18 protein-coding genes, 1 CRISPR repeat array and 1 riboswitch (1 of these 20 running past the window's edge) are annotated in these 20,495 nt (G+C 55.0%); of the genes, 10 read left to right on the top strand and 8 right to left on the bottom strand.

What is annotated here, in order from left to right; all coding sequences use genetic code 11:
- The first annotated feature begins 51 nt into the window (after positions 1-51).
- Both LOS15_RS12915 and yegQ read left to right on the top strand, forming a co-directional pair.
- Positions 52-927, top strand: coding sequence for a DMT family transporter (locus tag LOS15_RS12915; RefSeq protein WP_263066367.1), 876 nt, complete (start codon positions 52-54; stop codon positions 925-927).
- Between the two features lie 156 nt (positions 928-1,083).
- A complete protein-coding gene (yegQ, locus tag LOS15_RS12910; protein WP_263066366.1) occupies positions 1,084-2,454 on the top strand; it encodes a tRNA 5-hydroxyuridine modification protein YegQ in 1,371 nt (456 codons plus the stop codon).
- Here yegQ and thiE read toward each other — a convergent pair.
- From thiE to LOS15_RS12890, 4 genes are all read right to left on the bottom strand, one after another.
- Positions 2,430-3,074: a thiamine phosphate synthase gene (thiE, locus tag LOS15_RS12905; RefSeq protein WP_263066365.1), complete on the bottom strand. Its 645-nt coding sequence runs from the start codon at positions 3,072-3,074 to the stop codon at positions 2,430-2,432. The genes yegQ and thiE overlap by 25 nt on opposite strands.
- Positions 3,064-3,903, bottom strand: a complete 840-nt coding sequence (gene thiM, locus LOS15_RS12900) for a hydroxyethylthiazole kinase (protein ID WP_263066364.1) — start codon at positions 3,901-3,903, stop codon at positions 3,064-3,066. Before thiM ends, thiE begins: the two co-directional genes overlap by 11 nt.
- A gap of 24 nt (positions 3,904-3,927) precedes the next feature.
- Positions 3,928-4,039, bottom strand: a riboswitch (TPP riboswitch).
- A gap of 76 nt (positions 4,040-4,115) precedes the next feature.
- Positions 4,116-4,460: a hypothetical protein gene (locus tag LOS15_RS12895; protein ID WP_263066363.1), complete on the bottom strand. Its 345-nt coding sequence runs from the start codon at positions 4,458-4,460 to the stop codon at positions 4,116-4,118.
- A 212-nt stretch (positions 4,461-4,672) separates the two neighbouring features.
- Positions 4,673-5,047, bottom strand: a complete 375-nt coding sequence (locus LOS15_RS12890) for a DUF2237 family protein (protein WP_263066362.1) — start codon at positions 5,045-5,047, stop codon at positions 4,673-4,675.
- 189 nt (positions 5,048-5,236) lie between these two features.
- Here LOS15_RS12890 and gloA point away from each other — a divergent pair, with 189 nt between their 5' ends.
- Entirely contained in the window at positions 5,237-5,770 is a 534-nt protein-coding gene (gloA, locus tag LOS15_RS12885) for a lactoylglutathione lyase (RefSeq protein ID WP_263066361.1), read from the top strand.
- A 2-nt stretch (positions 5,771-5,772) separates the two neighbouring features.
- Positions 5,773-6,138 (top strand): DUF6164 family protein, encoded by a 366-nt coding sequence (locus LOS15_RS12880; protein ID WP_263066360.1) that lies wholly within the window; start codon positions 5,773-5,775, stop codon positions 6,136-6,138.
- On the opposite strand, the gene LOS15_RS12875 is transcribed toward LOS15_RS12880, so the two are convergent.
- The 4 genes from LOS15_RS12875 to LOS15_RS12860 all read right to left on the bottom strand — a co-directional run bounded on the left by LOS15_RS12875 (position 6,119) and on the right by LOS15_RS12860 (position 9,667).
- Positions 6,119-6,811 (bottom strand): cupin domain-containing protein, encoded by a 693-nt coding sequence (locus tag LOS15_RS12875; protein WP_263066359.1) that lies wholly within the window; start codon positions 6,809-6,811, stop codon positions 6,119-6,121. The genes LOS15_RS12880 and LOS15_RS12875 overlap by 20 nt on opposite strands.
- 112 nt (positions 6,812-6,923) lie before the next feature.
- Positions 6,924-8,027: a metal ABC transporter solute-binding protein, Zn/Mn family gene (locus LOS15_RS12870; RefSeq protein ID WP_263066358.1), complete on the bottom strand. Its 1,104-nt coding sequence runs from the start codon at positions 8,025-8,027 to the stop codon at positions 6,924-6,926.
- A gap of 40 nt (positions 8,028-8,067) precedes the next feature.
- Entirely contained in the window at positions 8,068-8,949 is an 882-nt protein-coding gene (locus tag LOS15_RS12865) for a metal ABC transporter permease (RefSeq protein ID WP_263066357.1), read from the bottom strand.
- Positions 8,933-9,667, bottom strand: coding sequence for a metal ABC transporter ATP-binding protein (locus LOS15_RS12860; RefSeq protein WP_263069732.1), 735 nt, complete (start codon positions 9,665-9,667; stop codon positions 8,933-8,935). Before LOS15_RS12860 ends, LOS15_RS12865 begins: the two co-directional genes overlap by 17 nt.
- 477 nt (positions 9,668-10,144) lie before the next feature.
- On the opposite strand from LOS15_RS12860, the gene cas1f reads away from it, so the two are divergent.
- The 6 genes from cas1f to cas6f all read left to right on the top strand — a co-directional run bounded on the left by cas1f (position 10,145) and on the right by cas6f (position 18,859).
- Positions 10,145-11,131: a type I-F CRISPR-associated endonuclease Cas1f gene (gene cas1f, locus LOS15_RS12855; RefSeq protein WP_263066356.1), complete on the top strand. Its 987-nt coding sequence runs from the start codon at positions 10,145-10,147 to the stop codon at positions 11,129-11,131.
- Complete coding sequence (gene cas3f / locus LOS15_RS12850) at positions 11,128-14,472, top strand: type I-F CRISPR-associated helicase Cas3f (protein WP_263066355.1); 3,345 nt, start codon at positions 11,128-11,130, stop codon at positions 14,470-14,472. The genes cas1f and cas3f overlap by 4 nt, the downstream gene beginning before the upstream one ends.
- A gap of 429 nt (positions 14,473-14,901) precedes the next feature.
- Positions 14,902-16,284 (top strand): type I-F CRISPR-associated protein Csy1, encoded by a 1,383-nt coding sequence (csy1, locus tag LOS15_RS12845; RefSeq protein WP_263066354.1) that lies wholly within the window; start codon positions 14,902-14,904, stop codon positions 16,282-16,284.
- Positions 16,277-17,245, top strand: a complete 969-nt coding sequence (gene csy2, locus LOS15_RS12840) for a type I-F CRISPR-associated protein Csy2 (RefSeq protein WP_263066353.1) — start codon at positions 16,277-16,279, stop codon at positions 17,243-17,245. The genes csy1 and csy2 overlap by 8 nt, the downstream gene beginning before the upstream one ends.
- A 15-nt stretch (positions 17,246-17,260) precedes the next feature.
- Positions 17,261-18,286, top strand: a complete 1,026-nt coding sequence (csy3, locus tag LOS15_RS12835) for a type I-F CRISPR-associated protein Csy3 (RefSeq protein WP_263066352.1) — start codon at positions 17,261-17,263, stop codon at positions 18,284-18,286.
- Between the two features lie 3 nt (positions 18,287-18,289).
- Complete coding sequence (gene cas6f / locus LOS15_RS12830) at positions 18,290-18,859, top strand: type I-F CRISPR-associated endoribonuclease Cas6/Csy4 (RefSeq protein ID WP_263066351.1); 570 nt, start codon at positions 18,290-18,292, stop codon at positions 18,857-18,859.
- A 129-nt stretch (positions 18,860-18,988) separates the two neighbouring features.
- Positions 18,989-20,495: a CRISPR direct-repeat array (repeat unit 28 nt; unit sequence GTGCGCTGCCGCCCAGGCAGCTCAGAAA) (it continues 2,961 nt past the right edge of the window).

The following is a 20,495-nucleotide window of genomic DNA, read 5'->3' as shown; positions in this document are numbered from 1 at the left end:
TAGTGGTTTACTGCGCCTTGAGGACGTGGTGGATGAACAGAGGAGTCATGAATGACCACATCGTTAAAGGGCATACTCTGCATGTGCCTCGGCGTCTTTTTTTTGGCATCAGGCGATGCTGTTTCCAAATGGCTTGGCGAAGTGCATTCACCGCTGCAGATCATTTTCTTTCGTACGCTGGTGTCGTTACCGCTGATTGCGTTGCTGGCCTACTTCGCGGGTGGGCTACGCAAGTTAGGCACGAAGCGACCAGGCGTGCACTTGGTACGAGGACTTATCTATACCGCGACGATGGTCTTTTTCGTCTGGGGGCTTACCTTGCTACCCCTGGCGGAAGCGACGGCCATCGCCTTTGTCGCACCGCTTTTTGTCACGCTGCTGTCGGTGCCACTACTGGGTGAACGTATTGACACACCTGTGCTGATCGCCTCGCTGGTAGGTTTTGTGGGCGTGCTGATTGTGGTACGCCCGGGGGGAGATGCGTTCCAGCTAGGCACGCTAACGCTATTAGGGGCCGCCTTTTTTTATGCCCTCATGATGATTACGGCGCGTCGTTATGGTGCCAGAGAGCACCTTTGGGCAATGGTGTTCTATATGACATTAGTGCCCTTTGTTATCACAGCAGTCAGTTTACCCTGGGTGTGGCAAACGCCGCAGCCCTGGCATTGGCTTGGTTTTTTAGCAGCCGGGGTACTGGGTATTGGCGCCACTGCGTTTATTACGTTGGCGTTCCGCTTCGCGCCGGCGGCCATCGCCGCACCGTTTGATTACACCGCGATGCTTTGGGCCGTTCTGCTGGGCTGGTGGTTCTGGGGAGAGCTGCCGGATCTGTGGGTGTGGGTAGGTAGCGTGCTGATTATTGGCAGTGGGTTGGCGATCGCCTACCATGATCGACGCACAACGCTAAAGCGCCGTCCGAGCGCTTAAATAGCCCAAGTTCTCGCCACTTTTTGATCCAGATCAGCAAAGTCGTTAGCTGAGCAAGACAGTACGTTTGGGCTGGTTATAATCCGGCCCTTTTAGCCTGTTCGCGTTAGGTCGTTACTGACGCGCGGGCCATCGTCCTGATAACGGTGACTGTTTATGCAAGCCCCTGAATTGCTCTCCCCTGCGGGTACCTTCAACAACATGCGTTACGCCTTTGCTTACGGGGCGGATGCGGTGTACGCCGGGCAGCCGCGCTACTCGCTGCGCGTGCGCAATAACGATTTTAAGGTCGATAACCTGCACCGTGGCATTGAATATGCCCATACACGCGGTAAGCGGTTTTATGTGGCGTCCAACATTGCCCCTCATAACAGCAAGCTAAAAACCTACCTGCGGGATATGGAGCCGGTGATTGAAGCGCGGCCGGATGCGCTGATTATGTCGGACCCAGGCTTGATTATGATGGTACGTGATCGCTGGCCAGAACAAGAGATCCATCTCTCCGTACAGTCCAACGTGGTGAACTGGGCGGCCGCTAAGTTTTGGCAGCGCCAGGGCATTCGCCGGATTATTTTATCCCGCGAGCTATCGCTGGAAGAGATTGGCGAGATACGTGCCGAGTGTCCGGATCTTGAAATTGAAACCTTTGTGCATGGAGCGCTCTGTATTGCTTATTCAGGCCGTTGCCTGCTATCGGGGTATTTTAATCACCGTGACCCTAATCAAGGCACCTGTACCAACGCGTGCCGCTGGAAGTACAACACGGTGGCGGCGACTCACGATGAGACGGGCGATTTGGTGCCTGCCAATCAGGGGGTGACCGCTACGGCGAAGGATGAAGATGAATTGTCGGCATTGATTGAAGATGTGACGCGCCCAGGCAAGCTGATGCCTGTTTATGAAGACGAGCACGGCACGTACATCATGAACTCGAAAGACCTGCGCGCTGTTCAGCACGTGGGCCGGTTAGCGGAGATGGGGGTCTCATCGCTAAAAATTGAAGGGCGAACCAAGTCCTACTATTACGTAGCGCGGACGGCCCAGGTCTACCGTCAGGCGATTGATGACGCGGTTGCTGGGCGCCCTTTTAACATGGGGCTGATGGATGAGCTTGAGAACCTGGCCAATCGAGGCTACACCGAAGGGTTTTACCGGCGCCATGTTCACGATGAATTCCAGAACTACGAGCAGGGCAACTCTATTGGTGTGCACCAGCAGTTTGTCGGCGATGTGCTGGACTACGATGCCTCACGGGAAGTGCTCGACATAGAGGTTAAAAACCGCTTTGAAGTGGGGGATAGCATGGAGCTAATGCTGCCCGGCGGTAATCGTCGCTTTACGTTAGCGCATATTGAAAATCAGCGTGGTGAAGGCGTACACGCGGCACCTGGTTCCGGGCACCGAGTTCGCGTCCCGGTACCTGGAATGAACATTCAGCCCGAACAGCTTGAGTTTGCGCTGCTGATGCGTGACCTCAAGCCAGCGGCGTCTATTCCCACCGTTCAGCTGGGAATGCCTGCTTCCTGAGTGTGCCACGCTTCAGAAAAGGCCTGCGCCGCCTGGCGCGGGTCTGGTTGACCGCAAATAGCTGAAATTACCGCTAGGCCGTGGGCACCTGCCACTTTAACACGCGCTGCGTGTTCTACCTTTAGACCACCAATCGCCACGCTGGGCAGCGGGCACACCTCAGCCAACTGTGCCAGTCCATCAAAGCCAATTGGTTGAGCGTGGTCTTGCTTGCTACCTGTGGCAAAGACAGGCCCTAAGCCTACATAGTCCAGTAGCTCAATCGGCACGGCATTGAGTTGGGGACGCGTGTTAATGGAGAGGCCGATGATAGCATTAGGGCCGAGCGCTTGGTGGGCTTCATGAACTGCTGTATCGCTTTGGCCAACGTGCAGGCCATCGGCTTTACTCTCTATGGCCACGTTAAGGCGGTCGTTGATAATCAGCGGTACGCCGCTACCTGCAAGCAGGGTTTTTAAGCGTTTAGCCTGGGCAATCATCTGCGCGTCGCTGGCGTGCTTGTCGCGTAGCTGCACGATAGTGACACCGCCCTGCACCGCGGCCGCGATTGTCGCCTCTAGGCCAAAAGGGGCGCAAAGCTTGGCGTCGGTTACTAAGTAAAGCGAGAGATCAAACGACATGCACGGCCTCCAGGTGAGTAGCGGTAGAAAGGTCATTGGGGGTGAGTTGATACAGTGCATCTAATAGCGCGACTTGAAAGCTGCCAGGCCCTGTCGCCTGTTCTCCCGCTCGGCTGCCCGCCAGTGCAAAGCAGGCGAGTGCAGCGGTGCTGGCTTCAAAAGGGTGTTCACGGTTGCACGCTACAAAACCAGCGACCAAAGCGCTAAGGCCGCAGCCGAGTGTCGTCACTTTAGGCATGAGGGGATGGCCGCCTTTAAGACGAACATGTTGATGACCGTTGGTAATAAAATCCTCTTCGCCGGTCATCGCTACTACGCTGCCATGGCGTTGGGCAAGCGCAATGGCGCCGCTAACCGCGTCTTGAATTGAGGTGGTGGCATCTACCCCGCGGCCTTGGCCAGCGAGACCCATCAGTGCCAGGATTTCTGAAGCGTTACCCCGAATGACGGTCGGCTGGTGGGCGAGTAACTCAGCGCATAGCGTCTGGCGAAAGCGGGTGGCGCCTACGGCCACTGGGTCTAGTACCCACGGTATTGCTTGGTGGCGTGCTGTTTTTGCAGCCACGAGCATGGCCTCCGCCCAGGGCGAGGAGAGAGTGCCAATATTGATAGATAGGGCGCCCGCGATTGCCGTAAAGTCGGCGACTTCTTCAATAGCGTGCAGCATGGCAGGCGATGCGCCGATGGCGAGCAGCACGTTAGCAGTGCTGTTCATGGCTACATAGTTGGTGATGCAGTGAACAAGCGGTGTTGAATGGCGCAGCGATTCAAGATGATCGCCTAGCGGGTATTCATTTAACGGGTACTCGTTTAAGGAGTGCGGGGTCATAGCATCCTCCCGGGAGGGAGGTGGTGCAGAGGCACCACGACTCCCTACGCCGGTGTTATCCGGTTCAGGTTCAAAGGGTGCTTCTCAGCCCAAAGGGTGCTTCTCAGCCGTGATAACGGCGCCCCTGTCGTGATGACTACTATCCTTGGCTTGATAGCGTCTGTAAAGCCTTGGATGAACGGAAGTGTTTTCCAAAAAAGCCGGTAGCGGAATTATCGAAAGGAAATGCGAGTGCCATACGTCAGCATTTCGTCTGGCGTTATCGCTTTGCCTTCTACGCCAATCATCTCGTCGCCGCACTGATCGGCAAAAGTGAGCACACCGTGAGTTAATCCCAATTGCCCGAGGGTGTCGCGTATTTCACCGGTACCTAAAAACGTACTAACGCGCCCTTCGCTGTTGCATAAATCAGACACACCGTTTGCGTGATGAAAGCGGACTTTATAAATACCGTCCATTGATTCAACTTCCACGATCGGTGAAAAGCCATTTTGCAGCGCATAGGATAATTGTTTTAGCGTCAGGCGATCGCCCAGGGTCATATCGATTGCAGTCATGACAAGCTCCAGATTGACCCCGCCTACGGGGCAGCTAACGAGTTTCGATAAACGCGTTTTCGGTAAGAATTATCTAATTAAGAACGCTTTCGTTAAGAACGTTCCGAGTCGCTTAAAAGGCGACTCAACTATTTTGTAAAGCATTTGATAAGTAAGTGTAGAGTTTTTGCATAGAATTACCAGTGGTGCGAGACCAGTTTCCTGTTTTAGGGTCACCGCACTGCATCCAAGGCGTGTTGCTGTAGCTTAATTAGCGGAATAATCTCCAGCGTACGCTCATGGGTGCTGGAGAGAATCACCGGAGGCGCAAGCCCTACCTGAGCGGCTTCGGCCCAGCGGTGAGCGCACAGGCACCACCGGTCGCCGGGCGTTAAACCAGGAAACGCATACTCAGGCCGTGGGGTAACTAAGTCGTTCCCTTGGGCGAGTGAGAATGCCAAAAACTCCTCGGTCACCATGGCGCATACGGCGTGAACGCCTGCATCCTCGGCCCCTACCCGGCAAAAACCGTCGCGGTAAAAGCCGGTTTTAGGGGAGTGACAGCAAGGCGTTAGCGGTTCGCCTAATACATTACGATCGCGTGACATGCGGACTCCATTGGTAAAGACTAGAATTCGTAAAGCGCTGCCCTCATGAAGCATCGTTCAAGACAGTACCGCGCTTTATCGTGGGTAGATATTCAGCACTCTAAAGCCTTATATAAAGCCATCGCTTCGTCAAAATATAGACGCCATGAAGGTACTCTGTATTCATACACTCAGCAGCAGGAGAGATCTATGTCGTTTAAAGGCGAACAGCACCCAGGCGTTGCGCCTATCGCACCCCAGACCCAAGGGTTTCGCTTAAACCACACCATGCTGCGGGTAAAAGACCCTGAGCGTGCTCTGGCGTTTTACTCCAAAGTGTTTGGCATGCAGGTGCTGCGTCGGCTGGATTTCGAAGAGATGAAGTTCTCACTCTACTTCTTAGCCAACCTAGAAGAAAGCGACAGCGTGCCGGAAGAGACTCAAGACCGCACCGCCTGGACGTTTAGCCAGAAAGGGCTGCTGGAGCTGACCCACAACTGGGGCACCGAAAATGAGCAGGACTTTGCCTACCATGATGGCAACGCCGAGCCGCAGGGGTTTGGCCACATCTGTTTTCATGTGCCGGATTTAGAAGCCGCCCAGACGTGGTTTGACGAGCATGAGGTTACCTTCGTTAAGCGTGCCGACCAAGGCAAGATGAAGGACGTCATCTTCGTAAAAGATGCGGATGGCTACTGGATCGAAGTGATTCAGGCAGACCGCATGGCGGCCATGGGCGACTAACGATGGCTCATTTGCTGTTTCGGTTGCGAAATGTCACCGATGAAGAAGCCGTGGAAGTTCGCCAACTGCTGGATGAACAAGGCTTTGACGTTTACGAAACCCAGGCGGGGTTTTTCCGCCTGGGAGTCGATGCCATTTGGCTGCGTAACTCTGCTCAGCGGGGGGCCGCTGAGGCCGCGTTGGCGGCCTATCAAAAAAACCGTCAAGCCAACGCACGCCAAGAGCACGAAGAGGCTGTGGCCAGGGGCGATGCGCCAACGTTATGGCGGCGCTTAATAGCCAATCCATTTCAGGTCACGCTTGTCATGGTGGCTGTGGTGTTGATTGCGCTGCTCACCTTGCTGCCATTTATGGGGTTGGCGCGCTAGCGTGGGAGAGGGCATCAAAAAGATGCCCACGCTTCACGTACATCCTAACTCCATGCTGGCCTGCACGAAGTTGCGGGGTTGCGCCTGGTGGGTAGCGGCACCAGCTGCCTTCCGGGTACTCGCTGCTCTCATCGCACAGCGAACCTTCCAGCACCAGCAGCTCCAAACCGCCCGTTAGTGCTGGGTAATCAATGGCGATATTGCTTTCCCAGCGCTCGAGACTGACCCGCTCGTTTTGGTAGGTATGCAGCATTTTATAAGTGATCCCCGACCGACGGTCAGGCTGCCAGGGCAAGCGGTGGGCAGGTATGGCCAGCTGTAATATATCGTTTTCATCAAACTGGTGTAGTTTAACCAGAATAAGTGCGCCTTCTTCGCCTATTTGTGGGGTATGGCCCGTTCCAATGGGGTTGCGTAAGTAGCTGCCAGCAGGGTAGCGGCCATGCTCATCGGCAAAAACCCCTTCCAGCACCAAAATTTCTTCACCACCGTCGTGGATATGGCGGCTGAACTGGCTGTTGGGCGCATAGCGCACCAGGCTAGTGGCGCGAGCCACTTCGTCGCCAATACGATCCAGCATCATTCGTTCCACGCCTGCGCTGGGGGAGGCAACCCAGCGGTACTGTTCCGGGGTGATACAGGCAAAGTGGCTAAAATTGGCGTTTAGGCGCATGGTGTTGGCTCTTTGCAGGGGTGAATATTCTGCAAGTCTCCCCATCCCTGGGGAAAAATGCAACGCAAAAAAATACCGCCTAGCGGCGGTATTCTGTCGTTAGCTTTTTGGCTTAATGATCATGACCATGATGGTCGTGGTCGTGGTCGTGGTCGTGGTCGTGGTCGTGGTCGTGGTCGTGGTCGTGGTCATCATGACCATGATTGTCGTGACCCGGCTCAGCCAATGCTGCATGCAGCACATCCGCGTTATGTCGCATCATGCCTAAGTAGGTGCTGGCCTCGCCTTCACTGGCCAGGGCGTCGGCATACAGCGTACCGGCAATGGGCAGGCCTGTTTCCTCGGCAAGCTGGTTGATGATCGCTTGGTTGGTCATATTCTCGTGAAACAGCGCCTTCACATTTTCCTGCTCAATCACGTCCACCAGCGCTGCCATGCTGGCGCCGCTGGGGTCAGCTTCGGTAGAAAGACCAACCGGCGAGAGGAAGTTCACCCCATAAGCGCTAGAAAAGTAGCCAAACGAGTCGTGCCCGGTGATTACGCTGGCAGAGGCGGGTATTTCACTAATCAGGGCGCGAATCTCTGCATCTGTTTCTGCCATTTCAGCGAGGTACTGTTCGGCATTGGCCTGATAAGTATCGGCGTTAGCGCTATCGGCTTCCATTAATGCATCACGAATATTCGCTACATACACCTTGGCTTGCTGTAGGTCCTGCCACGCGTGGGGGTCATTATCGCCGTGGTCGTGGTCATCATGGCCTGCGTGGTCGTCATGACCGTGCCCATGATCGTCATGACCGTGGTCGTCGTGGCCATGATCATCGTGTCCATGCCCATGATCGTCATGACCATGCTCATCGTGCTCGTTATATGCAAGGGCGTTAATACCCTCGGTGGCGGTTACCAAAACCCCCGAGTAGTCGCTTGCGTCGATTAATCGCTCCATCCAGCCTTCAAACAGCAGGCCGTTAAAAACGACCACATCTGCTTCGGCTAACGCGCGGGCATCGCCAGGCCGAGGGGAGTAAACGTGAGCATCGCCATCGGGGCCGACCAACGAGGTAACGTTAACGTGCTCGCCACCGACATTTTCGACCATATCAGCCAAAATAGAGAAACTGGTGACAACATTAACCCGCTCGTTAGCAATGGCAGCAGGTAATGCCAGCATGGCAGAAACACCTACGAGCCAGCGCGAGGAAGAGGAAAGCGACATACAACACTCCTTACGATTTAAGTAATAAACGTGACGGCATCTATTCAAGCGCAAGCGGCGTTGTTTTACGCCGCAGCTTAGCGGCTAAGCTGTGGTAGCGGCCGAACAGTGCCGACAGTAGATAGCCCACCCCGGCCAGCAAAATAATGCTCGGCCCTGAGGGGGTATCAAGATGAAACGAAATTAATAAACCACCGGTACTGGCGACCATGGCCAATACCACGGCAATACCAATCAAGCCTTCCAGCCGCTTACTCCAAAACCGCGCAGCCGTAGCGGGAAGCATCATTAGCCCCACGGCCATTAATGTGCCCAAGGTTTGGAAGCCCGCCGTTAAGTTGAGCACCAGCAACCCTAAAAAAATGCTGTGTACCCAGCTACTACGCCGGCTTTGCCCACGTAAAAACAGTGGGTCTAAGCACTCCACCACCAGCGCGCGGAAAATAATCGCCAGGGTGATGACAATCAGCGTGCTAATGCCAGCAATTAACAGCAGGGCAGTGGAGTTAATCGCCAAAATGGAGCCGAACAACACATGGGTTAAGTCCACGCTGCTGCCACCCATAGAGATAAGCAATACCCCCGCCGCTAGCGAGATAATAAAAAAACTTGCCATGGCCGCATCTTCACGCTGACCACCCATTTTTGATACTGCCCCTGCCAGTAGCGCCACCATCACGCCGAACAGAACACCGCCAGCGCTCATCACCGGCAGTGAAAAGCCCGCCAGCAAAAATCCAATGGCGACTCCAGGTAAAATAGCGTGGGCCATAGCATCGCCAATCAGGCTCATGCCCCGCAGTACCAAGAAAACCCCAAGGGGTGGCGCGGCCAATGAAAGTGCCAGCCCGCCGACAACCGCGCGGCGCATAAAGCCGTAATCAAACGGTGCGACAAACCACGCATCAAGCAGTGCCAGCATGACGCCCTCCTAAAGTAAACGGCACCACTTGGGCCGGTGCATGCTGGTGGTTGAGCGCGCTGGGGGCGACCCATCGGCCATGGCCACCGTTAAGCATGAGTACCTCATCGGCCAGACGGCGTAGGTGATCCATGTCGTGCAGAACAATAATGATGGTGACGCCTTCATCAGCCATTTGGCGCAAAATGCGAATCAAAATATCGACGGTTTCGCTATCTACGTTGGCAAACGGCTCGTCCAGTAACAGAAGTTCCGCTTCCTGCATCAGCGTTCGGCCTATCAGCGCGCGCTGGCGCTGGCCGCCGGAAAGCTCTCCCAACGGGCGATGGGCCAAATGGGAAATGCCCAAGCGCGCCATGATGTCGCGACCTTTGCGATAATGCGCCGCGCAGTAGCCTTTCATTGCCCCATGGCTTGGCCAACTGCCGGTCATTACCAGCTCCTCCACACTCATGGGAAAGGTAAGATCCAGGGCTAACTGCTGCGGCAACCAGGCACGGCGCGCTTTATCTACCGTGCACACCACGTTGCCACTAATAGGCCGCAACTCCCCCATAATGGCCTGTATCAGCGTGCTTTTGCCGGCTCCGTTCGCGCCAATTAACGCGGTAATCGCACCCGGCTTTATGTCCCCATCTACATGCTCAAGCACCGTGCGTCCGCCCTGGGCAAGATGTAGATCATGCAATTGCAGGCGTGAGAGTGAACGCTCGCTCATAGCGGCCACCCGCTTGCCCATATCACCAACCCCCATAACCCCACCAGCGGCAGTGCCACCAAACCCAAGCGTTTCGCGACCGATAACGACATCAGCGAAAAATGACAAGGCCCTTCCTTGTTATGGCGATGCATGTGCTCACTCATAGAGTGTCCTCGCTAGCCAATAAATAAGTTATAACATAACAATTGGTAAAACCAAAAAAAGAGGCCGATATTTTACGCGCTCCGGTTGTACTGACAATGCTAAATCGTCTGACACGGGAATTGCGCGTATAAACCTGCCTCATAACGTCGCGGCAATGAACCGCCATCAAGTCGCGTCTAATAGCGTTACGCAGCAAACATTTTCGCGAAGCGTATCACGGTGAGCCTAAGTGGCTTGCGTGGAGTTGAAGTCAGCTAAGTATGACTAAGGTCAATAGCCTTCCAGGATGAAGAATGATTAGATGAGGTGAAGCCAAATAGGAGTGTAATCATGGATGATTTCGCATCGTCAGACCTTAAAACCATCCTGCATTCTAAACGTGCGAATCTCTACTATCTGCAGCACTGCCGAGTATTGGTGAATGGTGGGCGGGTGGAATACGTGACCGATGAAGGGAGTAAGTCGCGCTACTGGAATATTCCCATCGCTAACACCACCTCGATATTGCTAGGTACCGGCACCTCAATTACCCAAGCGGCCATGCGCGAGCTGGCTAAAGCCGGTGTACTGGTTGGATTTTGTGGCGGTGGCGGTACACCGCTATTTGCTGCCAACGAAGTTGATGTGGATGTCGCTTGGCTGACGCCACAAAGCGAGTATCGGCCCACTGAGTACCTGCAATACTGGGTACGCTTCTGGTTTGACGATGTAAAACGCCTGGATGCTGCCCGCGCCTTTCAGCAAGCCCGCCTTGCCCGTATCGAAGCGCTGTGGACAAGCCGAGTGATGAAAGATGCAGGCTTTAGTATTTCTACCGACCACCTGCATAGCGCACTGAATCACCATCGCGAAGCAATCAAAAAAGCCCCCAGCACCGTTGATCTGCTCACCTTGGAAGCGCGGTTAGCCAAAACGCTGTTTAAGCTGGCGGTGAACGCCGTTGACTACGGCGACTTCACCCGTGCTAAGCGAGGCTCGGGTACCGACCCAGCCAACCGCTTCCTCGATCACGGCAACTATTTAGCCTACGGCTTGGCGGCGACCGCCACTTGGGTATTGGGCATTCCCCACGGCCTGGCGGTACTCCACGGTAAAACCCGCCGAGGTGGGCTAGTGTTCGATGTGGCGGACCTGGTGAAAGACGCGGTGATTCTGCCCCAAGCGTTCATTTCCGCCATGCGCGGCGATGAAGAGCAGGAGTTCCGCCAAGCCTGCATCGAACGCTTGACCCGCACCGAATCCCTCGATTTTATGATTGATACGCTCAAGGAAATCGCCCAGGCGCTGGGGCAAGAACTGAGGAGCGGCGATTCATGAACGTGCTGCTGATTTCCCAGTGCAATAAAAATGCCCTGAAAGAAACGCGCCGTATCCTCGACCAGTTTGCCGAACGGCGGGGCGACCGCACGTGGCAAACACCGATTACCCAGGCCGGGCTGGATACGCTGCGTAAGCTGCTGCGTAAAACCGCCCGCAAAAATACTGCTGTTGCCTGCCACTGGATTCGGGGTCACGACCACAGCGAGCTGGTGTGGGTGGTGGGTGATGCCTCGCGGTTTAATATCAATGGCGCGGTGCCCACCAATACCACTGCCCGAGATATCCTGCGCCGCCGCGATGAAAACGACTGGCACAACGGCGAGGATATTCTGTTGCTCACCGCCTTTGCTGCGTTACTACACGACCTGGGCAAAGCCTGCGACGCCTTTCAGCAACGGCTTAAAGGCAAGTTGGAAGGTCGCAACTTATACCGCCATGAGTGGATATCGCTTCGCCTGTTCCAAGCATTTGTAGGCAGTGACGACGACGCCACCTGGCTGGCGCGACTGGTTAAAGGTGACTACCAAGAGCAGCACTGGCTGGATGGGTTAGAGCGTGACGGATTAGATAGCCCCACATCGGCGGTGTTTAGTCGTTTGCCGCCGCTGGCTGCTGCACTTGGTTGGCTAGTGCTCAGCCACCACCGCCTGCCGTTAAAACCGCCGGAACAGGATGGCAATACTGAAAGGCGCTGGGGCAGGGGAAAGGCGCCACTTCAGGCAGAGCAGCTGGGCGGACTGTTTGCTTCTATCCATGCCGAGTGGAACGAGATTCCCGAAACCCAAGACCCTAAGCGTATCGCACCGTACTGGAAATTCAGCGGTGGGTTGCCGCTGAGTACCTCCCGCTGGCGTGAACGTGCCGCCAAACTTGCCACGCGGTTACAGTTGCGGCTGGAGAATGAACGCCATTGGCTTGATAGTCCTTACGTCATGCACTTGGCGCGGCTAAGCCTGATGCTCGCCGACCACCACTACTCAAGCCTAGAAGACCTCCAGCACCGCGTGCGCGGCGAACCCAACTACCCGTTAATTGCCAATACTGTGCGCAAAACCGGCAAGCCCAACCAGCCATTGGATGAGCATATTCTGGGGGTTGAGAAACATGCGGCGGCGGTTGCTCGCGCGCTACCCAGCGTCGACAGCCACTTACCCCGTTTAGCGCGCCACAAAGGGTTCCGTAAGCGCAGTAGCCACCCACGTTTTCGCTGGCAAGATAAAGCCTTTGACCTGGCCCAATCGCTAAGGGAGCGCAGCCAACGGCAAGGCTTTTTTGGCATTAATATGGCGTCCACCGGGTGCGGTAAAACCCTCGCCAATGGGCGCATCATGTATGCGTTGGCTGACCCTCAGCAGGGCGCGCGGTTTAGCATTGCGCTGGGGCTACGCACCCTGACGCTTCAAACTGGCCAGGCCCTACGAGATCGCTTGAATTTGGGAGAAGACGAACTCGCCGTACGCGTGGGGGGAAGTGCCAATAAAGCCCTATTCGAACACTATGAGCAGCAGGCTGAAGCCCGAGGCTCGGCGTCGCAACAGGCGTTGATCGAAGAAGATGCCCACGTGGTGTTCGACGGTAATTTTGATAATCACCCGGTGCTGCGCCGCTTGAGCGATGAGCCGGGCACTCGCGCGCTGATCGCTGCGCCCATTTTGGTATGTACCGTTGACCATCTAGTGCCCGCCACGGAAAGCACACGCGGCGGACGGCAAATCGTGCCTATGCTGCGGCTAATGAGCAGTGATTTAGTGCTCGACGAAATCGACGATTTCGATATCAACGACCTGCCTGCGCTTACTCGGTTAGTGAATTGGGCGGGGCTGTTGGGATCGCGGGTGCTGCTGTCATCGGCCACCTTGCCGCCTGCGTTGGTCGAAGGGTTGTATGAAGCTTACCGCAGCGGTCGTGAAGCTTTTCAACGCCACCGTGGCGAACCGGGCTTGGCGGTGGATATCTGCTGCGCCTGGTTCGACGAGCACGACCGCCAGCATGAAAACTGCGCCAGCAGCGAGACCTTCAAAACGACGCATCAGGCGTTTGCCAAGCGCCGGTTAGAGCGCTTAGCCACTAGCCCGGTGCGCCGCCGTGGCGATATTTTAGCGTTGCCAGCGTTAGGTAAACGCCCAGAAGAGATCAGGCCCGCGGTTGCAGCGCTGCTACGCGAGCACGCGCTGGCGCTGCACCAGCAGCATCACTCCATTGACCCGCATTCGGGTAAACGCGTCAGCTTTGGCTTGGTTCGCATGGCTAATATTGATCCCTTAGTGGATGTCGCCAGGGCTCTGTTTCAGCAGGGCGCGCCAGAAGGTGTGCGCATTCACCTCTGCGTTTACCACTCCCGCCACCCGTTGGTGATGCGCTCAGAGATTGAGCGCCGGTTAGATAAAACGCTGCAACGGGCCGAACCCGAGCGCGTGTTTCAGCAGCCTGATATCCGCCGCCTATTGGATAGCAGTGAAGAAAGCGACCACCTGTTAATTGTGCTGGGCTCGCCAGTCACTGAAGTGGGTCGCGACCACGATTACGACTGGGCGATAGTAGAGCCTTCTTCCATGCGCTCGATTATCCAGCTAGCGGGCCGTGTACGCCGACACCGCGAGCAGGCGTGTGATTCGCCCAATATTTTGCTGCTCGATACCAACCTCAAACATTTAGAGCAATCTGGAAAGCCTGCCTTTCACAAACCTGGCTTTGAAACAGATCTTCAATGGCGATTAAGTAGCCACTCGCTTAGTGAGTTATTAACGGAAGATGAGTACAAGGTAATTGATGCCCGCCCCCGCGTGCTGGCGCGAGAAACACTTCACGCCAAGGATAGCCTTGTTGATCTAGAGCATGAGCGGCTACACCAGTTAATGATTGAACAGCCCGCCGAGCCGTTAACCAAAAAAGAGCTCCGAATCGGCAAAACACCTAAGCCGCCGCCCTTAGGGGCCTATAGCTGGCATGTGATGCCGCAACTGCATTTAACCGGTGTATTGATTCAGCGTGATCCGTTTCGCAAGCAGCTTGAACCTGAAATAACCCTCGCGCTGCTGCCCGATGAAGGCGGCGAAACCTGGACGTTACACCGCGTAGACGATGGCGCAAGGCGGGGCGAAAAGCTCTACGTGCCGGTGGAGGAGAGCCTGCTGGTGCGGGTAGCGCTAGAAAAAGAGCAGGGCGAGCGGATTCAGCCTTGGGGTGCCAGCGACTACTTAACAGCCCTAGCGGACTTAGCAGAAGGCTTGGATATCTCCCTTGATCGTGCCGCCCGAACCTTCGGCACGGTGACAGCCTCGGCTAGAAACCAGCGTTGGGGGTATCACCCGGTATTGGGGTTTTGGCGGAGCAAATGAAGGCCGGTAATAGACACCGGCCCGCTGCCTGTGCGGCAGATGATGCTTATCCATGAATAAAGCGAATGATGATATTTCTGAGCTGCTTTTCCAGCAGTCAAGATCATTAACCTACAAACCCATTTTATAGATTTTTCAATGATGGTGCTGCTGGTTATTTTTTTATGTAAAAAAGTGAATGTTGATAGGCGTTGATATTTTTATAGGATGGGTCTATTCTTGAAATCACTCGGCAGCTGGCACTGCCGAGTGGTGAGGCAAAAATCAGGCTGGTAACTGCTGGAAGCAGTAAGGAGGTGAGAGAGTGGTTGGCTATTGCTCCGTTAGAAGAGTTTAGCGCTTTACAACTCGTCCCGAGGTGTCTTGCCTCGGGGCTTATATTGGCACGAATTATCGTGTTTCCCAAATATGAGTTTGAAAGGATGTGTAATGCCTAACATTCCTAGCGGAAGCTGGCAGCAACTTCGAACATTGGTCGAAGCCTTCTTAAAAGAGCGCTTCGATACCAAGGCAGAAAAGCTAGCTCCTGACGATCCGAAATACCAAGCACTGGTTGAGCAGTTCCAATTCGATACCTGGATCAACGATGCAGCAAGGCGCGTTGGTCAACTGCAAGTCGTTACCCATTCTCTCAAACCTATTCACCCGGATGCCAAAGGCTCCAATCTTTACGCCCCTCCTGAATCGCTAAACAACCATCGTCTTGTCGGCAGCCACGCGCTATCCGCTGATTTTACGGGCGATGTCGTGGGGAACGCCGCGGCTTTGGATGTTTATAAGTTCTTGAAGCTGCAATTTGAGGGGAAATCACTGCTTGAGCGTGCGCTGGAAAATGACACTGAGTTGGCAAAAGCATTAAGCGATAACCCCGAACAAGCCCAAGAATGGATCAACGCCTTTGCGGCAATTACCGAACCGCGGGGTGAGCACGCCTCACATACTCGAGGCAAACAGCTCTATTGGCTGGTGGGGGAGGATGCAGCAGACCTAGAAAATGACGCAGATAACTTCCGTTTACTAGCCCCACTCTATGCCACCTCGCTGGCCCACCGCGTATTTCAAACCATTAACCATGACCGCTTTAGCGAAGAGGCCAAAGAAACACGTAAGGCAAAACGGGAAGGCAAATACGCCGAGCAACCCGTGCACAGCTACCCCAATCTAGCCGTACAGAAAATGGGCGGCACCAAGCCGCAAAATATCTCACAGCTGAATAGTGAGCGGGGTGGGAATAACTATCTATTAGCCTCAATGCCACCTAGTTGGAATGTGCGTGACATCCGACTGCCGATGAAAGTGGATTCAGTATTTAAACCGTTTGGTATTTTCTATTACACAGGCGGCGTAAAAGGTTTGGTTAAAGACCTAAAGCAGTTTCTTGAGACCAACCCCTCCACGGACATGCACACCCGCGACCTGCGCGATGACTACACCGCCATGTTGATGGATGAGCTGGCGCTGTTTGCCATGCAGATGCACAGCCTACCCGCCGGGTGGAGTGCGGATGACAAATGCGAATTGGCCGCCGAAGAAGCCTTCTGGTTAGATCCGGGGCGTGCCGAGCAAGATGCCGCTTTTCGTGAAGCACGAAACAGCGTGGAGTGGGCAGACGAGGTTCGCCACCGCTTTGCTAACTGGCTCAATGCGGCGTTGGGTGAAAAGCTCCCATTAGGCGATGTGGAATTTCGACACTGGCAGAAAACACTCGCAAAAGATGCTACCCATCAAGCCATGCTGGATCGTGACCGTCGATGGATGGAAAGCCTAATGGAAGACTTAACCAACCTGCCAGGTGGTGATGACGATGAGTAAAGTAAAAAACCTTCTGGTTCTGCCGCGCCTGCGCGTGCAAAACGCCAACGCGATTTCCAGCCCAATGACCTGGGGCTTTCCTGCCATGAGTGCATTTGTAGGCTTGATGCATGCTCTGGAACGGAAGCTGGTAGAGGCGAGTCTTCCCATTTCGTTAGGCCGCGTTGGGGTTATTTGCCATGACTTTGAAGCCCAGGCCACTGAGGGTGGCTACATTCGTGGCTTTCACCTGACCCGTAACCCGGTGGATAAATCAGGTGGCACGGCAGCGATTGTAGAAGAAGGGCGTATCCATTTGGATATCACGCTGATCTTCGCGATTGATACCGGCGCTGCAGAAAGCGAGCATGAGGATATCGCCCACCAAATCAGTGAGATGGTATCGGGCATGCGTATTGCCGGTGGCAGTGTGGTGCCCAATCGCAACGTGCCGAGCCATAAACAACACCCGCAATGGGTTGCATTTGATGACGATGAAGAAAAACGGCAAAAAAAGTTCGCGCGCTTAAAGCGGCGCTGGCTGCCGGGCTTTGCCCTCACGCTGCGGGATGACTACCTCACCGAGCACCTTCAAACACTGCAACAGCAAAATCCAGACGCCAGTTTACTGGATGCATGGTTAGACCTCTCCCGTCTTAACCATGTGTGCACGTTAGAAAATGAAGGCGAGCCCAACGAGAAGCCTGTTTGGCAAGCGCAGCGGCCCTATCGCGGCTGGTTGGTGCCCATTCCAGTGGGTTATGGCGCTATTTCAGATCTTTTCCAGCCAAGTGAAGTCGCCAACGCCCGTGATACCAAGACCCCGTTCCGCTTTGTCGAAAGTCTCTACTCCATGGGTGAATGGGTTAGCCCGCACCGCATGAAGCAACCTGAAGACCTGCTTTGGTACGTTGATAACGACGAAGAAGCGGGCCTCTACCGTCTTAATAACGACTATCACCTTCGCGCCTCAGCACAGTAAACAAGGAGCTTTATCATGGCTAAAAACGATTCCCTTAAAACTGCTTCCGTCCTCGCTTTTGAGCGCAAGCTCGACCCTTCCGATGCGCTGCTGTACGCCAGCAACTGGGATAAGCGGCAAGATGAACAGCAATGGCAGCCGGTTGAGGTGCGTGAAAAGTCAGTACGCGGCACTATTTCCAACCGCTTGAAAGCCAAAGACCAGGACCCCGCCAAGTTAGACGCCGCCATTGAAAACCCCAACCTACAAACGGTCGATGTCGCCACGCTGCCCCACGATGCGGATACCCTGGTTGCTCGCTTTACCCTGCGCGTACTGGCTGGTGCCGGAACGCCTTCGGCCTGTAATAACGCTGAGTATCAGGCCAAACTGGAACAAGCCGTTGCCGAATATAAACAAGCGCAAGGCTTTGGCGAGCTGGCGCATCGCTATGCCAACAACCTCGCTAATGGTCGCTTTCTGTGGCGTAACCGCATGGGGGCAGAGCAAGTTGAAGTCAGCGTGCGCCAATTGGCGCAGGGTAAAGCCACCAAAGAGTGGACGTTTGATGCACTGTCACTTTCGTTGCGGGCCTTTGAGGACACCGCCGAGCTTAAAGAACTCGCCGGAGTTATCTCCTCCGCGTTGGCCGGTGAGCAGCACTTACTGCTAGAAGTGATGGCCTATGTCCGCATGGGTAGCGGACAAGAAGTGTTCCCTTCTCAAGAGCTGATTCTTGATCGGGGCCGAGGCGACAAAAGCAAAACGCTTTACCACGTCAGCGATATTGCCGGTATTCACTCGCAGAAGCTGGGTAACGCCATTCGTACCATCGACACCTGGTATCCCAATGAGAACGATGAAGATTTAGGCCCTATTGCCGTTGAGCCTTATGGTTCAGTAACTACCCAGGGCAAAGCGTATCGCCAGCCAAAGCAAAAGGCGGATTTCTACTCACTGCTGGATAACTGGATGATTAAGGATTCAGTGCCATCCACTGAGCAGCAGCACTTTGTCATGGCGACCCTGATTCGCGGCGGTGTATTCGGCGAAGCGGGGTAAACCATGGATCACTATATCGACATTCGTTTAAGGCCCGACCCTGACTTTGCCCCGGCAATGTTAATGGGCGCGCTTTACAACAAGCTACACCGGGCGCTGTTTGATTTACAGGCTGTGGATGTAGGCGTCAGTTTTCCTGGCCATAAGCACGGTGTTCGAGCCCGGACGTTAGGTGAGTACCTTCGCCTACATGGCTCGCAAACACGTTTGCAGCAGCTAATGAGTGCGGACTGGCTAACGGGCATGCGCGACCACACCCAGGTGAGTGAAGTGCTTACGGTGCCCGAGAGTGTCCGGCATATCAACGTGGCGCGTAAGCAGTTTAATACGGGGAGTGAAAGCAGGGTCAAACGCTACGCCAAACGCCACAGCATTAGCGAAGAGGAGGCGAGGGGTATTTACGCCAAGGTGGCGGCTCGACGAATTGAGCTACCGTTTGTGCAGATCAATAGCCGCTCCACCCAACAGCGTTTTAGCCTGTTTATTGCACATGGTAAACCTGTCGCTTCTGCAACGGAGGGCGCGTTTAGCCATTACGGACTAAGCCCCAACGCCACGGTGCCCTGGTTTTGACCCTTTTTTTTAGCATCAAAATAGGCCACCAATAATCAACCACTTAGCGGTATCGCTCCGAAAAGGGTGATACCGCTTTTTTCGGCTAAAGCTCTTTAACAATCAGCACATTAATTTTGATATGCTCTAGTGCGCTGCCGCCCAGGCAGCTCAGAAATGCCAGCAGGTTATCGACGTTAAACAGCGAAAGTGCGCTGCCGCCCAGGCAGCTCAGAAATGTAAAGGTTCATGATCTTTATGGCTCTACTAGTGCGCTGCCGCCCAGGCAGCTCAGAAATTCGCCCTCCGCGCTGCGGCGCTTATCCCAATGTGCGCTGCCGCCCAGGCAGCTCAGAAAACCTCCTAAAAGCGCTAAGACTACCACAGGGCGTGCGCTGCCGCCCAGGCAGCTCAGAAATTTCCCGCCCTGCTCTGGTGCGGTTCTGCTAAGTGCGCTGCCGCCCAGGCAGCTCAGAAAACAAAATCAATGATGTACTTCACCCCGCCCGGGTGCGCTGCCGCCCAGGCAGCTCAGAAAAGCTGCAGAAGGCCCATGCGCTGGGGCTGGGCGTGCGCTGCCGCCCAGGCAGCTCAGAAATTCGTAACGGTCGTCTTGGGTGTCGATGCCGCGTGCGCTGCCGCCCAGGCAGCTCAGAAAATTCATCAACTCCTTTGGCAGCAGACGCCTCTGTGCGCTGCCGCCCAGGCAGCTCAGAAAGCAAAAGCGCAGCCGACTTTCGAGACCCAGGTGTGCGCTGCCGCCCAGGCAGCTCAGAAAATTAACGTGGGCATAGCGGTTCCAGTATAGCGGTGCGCTGCCGCCCAGGCAGCTCAGAAATCAGATATCGCTTGGGCGTTCTCGTCAATAGCGTGCGCTGCCGCCCAGGCAGCTCAGAAATATGAGAACGGGTATGAATTGACCTTTGGAGAGTGCGCTGCCGCCCAGGCAGCTCAGAAAATAGTGATGATCCATTAATCTTACTTTTATCAGTGCGCTGCCGCCCAGGCAGCTCAGAAATACTCCCAAAACTTGATGACGAACAATGTCAAGTGCGCTGCCGCCCAGGCAGCTCAGAAAGTCATCGCCTTTGGCTTTTAGGGTGATAACGTGTGCGCTGCCGCCCAGGCAGCTCAGAAATCAGATTGACCACAAAGATAGGAATGGGCTTAGTGCGCTGCCGCCCAGGCAGCTCAGAAAAGCCGCGCGGCTCAGCATTTGAGTGAGTGCAGGTGCGCTGCCGCCCAGGCAGCTCAGAAATCAATGGTCGGGTAGAAAATATCGCGTATCTGGTGCGCTGCCGCCCAGGCAGCTCAGAAAAACTGGAAGGCGGGTGATTTGGTGGAGTTTATGTGCGCTGCCGCCCAGGCAGCTCAGAAATAACGATAAGCGGTATTGCTCCTCGATGGCATGTGCGCTGCCGCCCAGGCAGCTCAGAAAGTCAGTGAGGAGCGTCGACGCATGAAGATCATGTGCGCTGCCGCCCAGGCAGCTCAGAAACAAAAGAACACCCAATCAATGAAGCGCCGCGCGTGCGCTGCCGCCCAGGCAGCTCAGAAATGGCGATAAGCCCGCCCGCTGATCGTCTCGTCGTGCGCTGCCGCCCAGGCAGCTCAGAAAAGTTGCCGCTAGGCGAAATGCCTACAGAAACAGTGCGCT

The sequence above is a fragment of the Halomonas sp. 7T genome (assembly GCF_025643255.1).
GTDB lineage: Bacteria > Pseudomonadota > Gammaproteobacteria > Pseudomonadales > Halomonadaceae > Vreelandella.
Note: the sequence above shows the minus strand (reverse complement) of the source record. Positions and strands in the feature narration are given on the sequence as shown.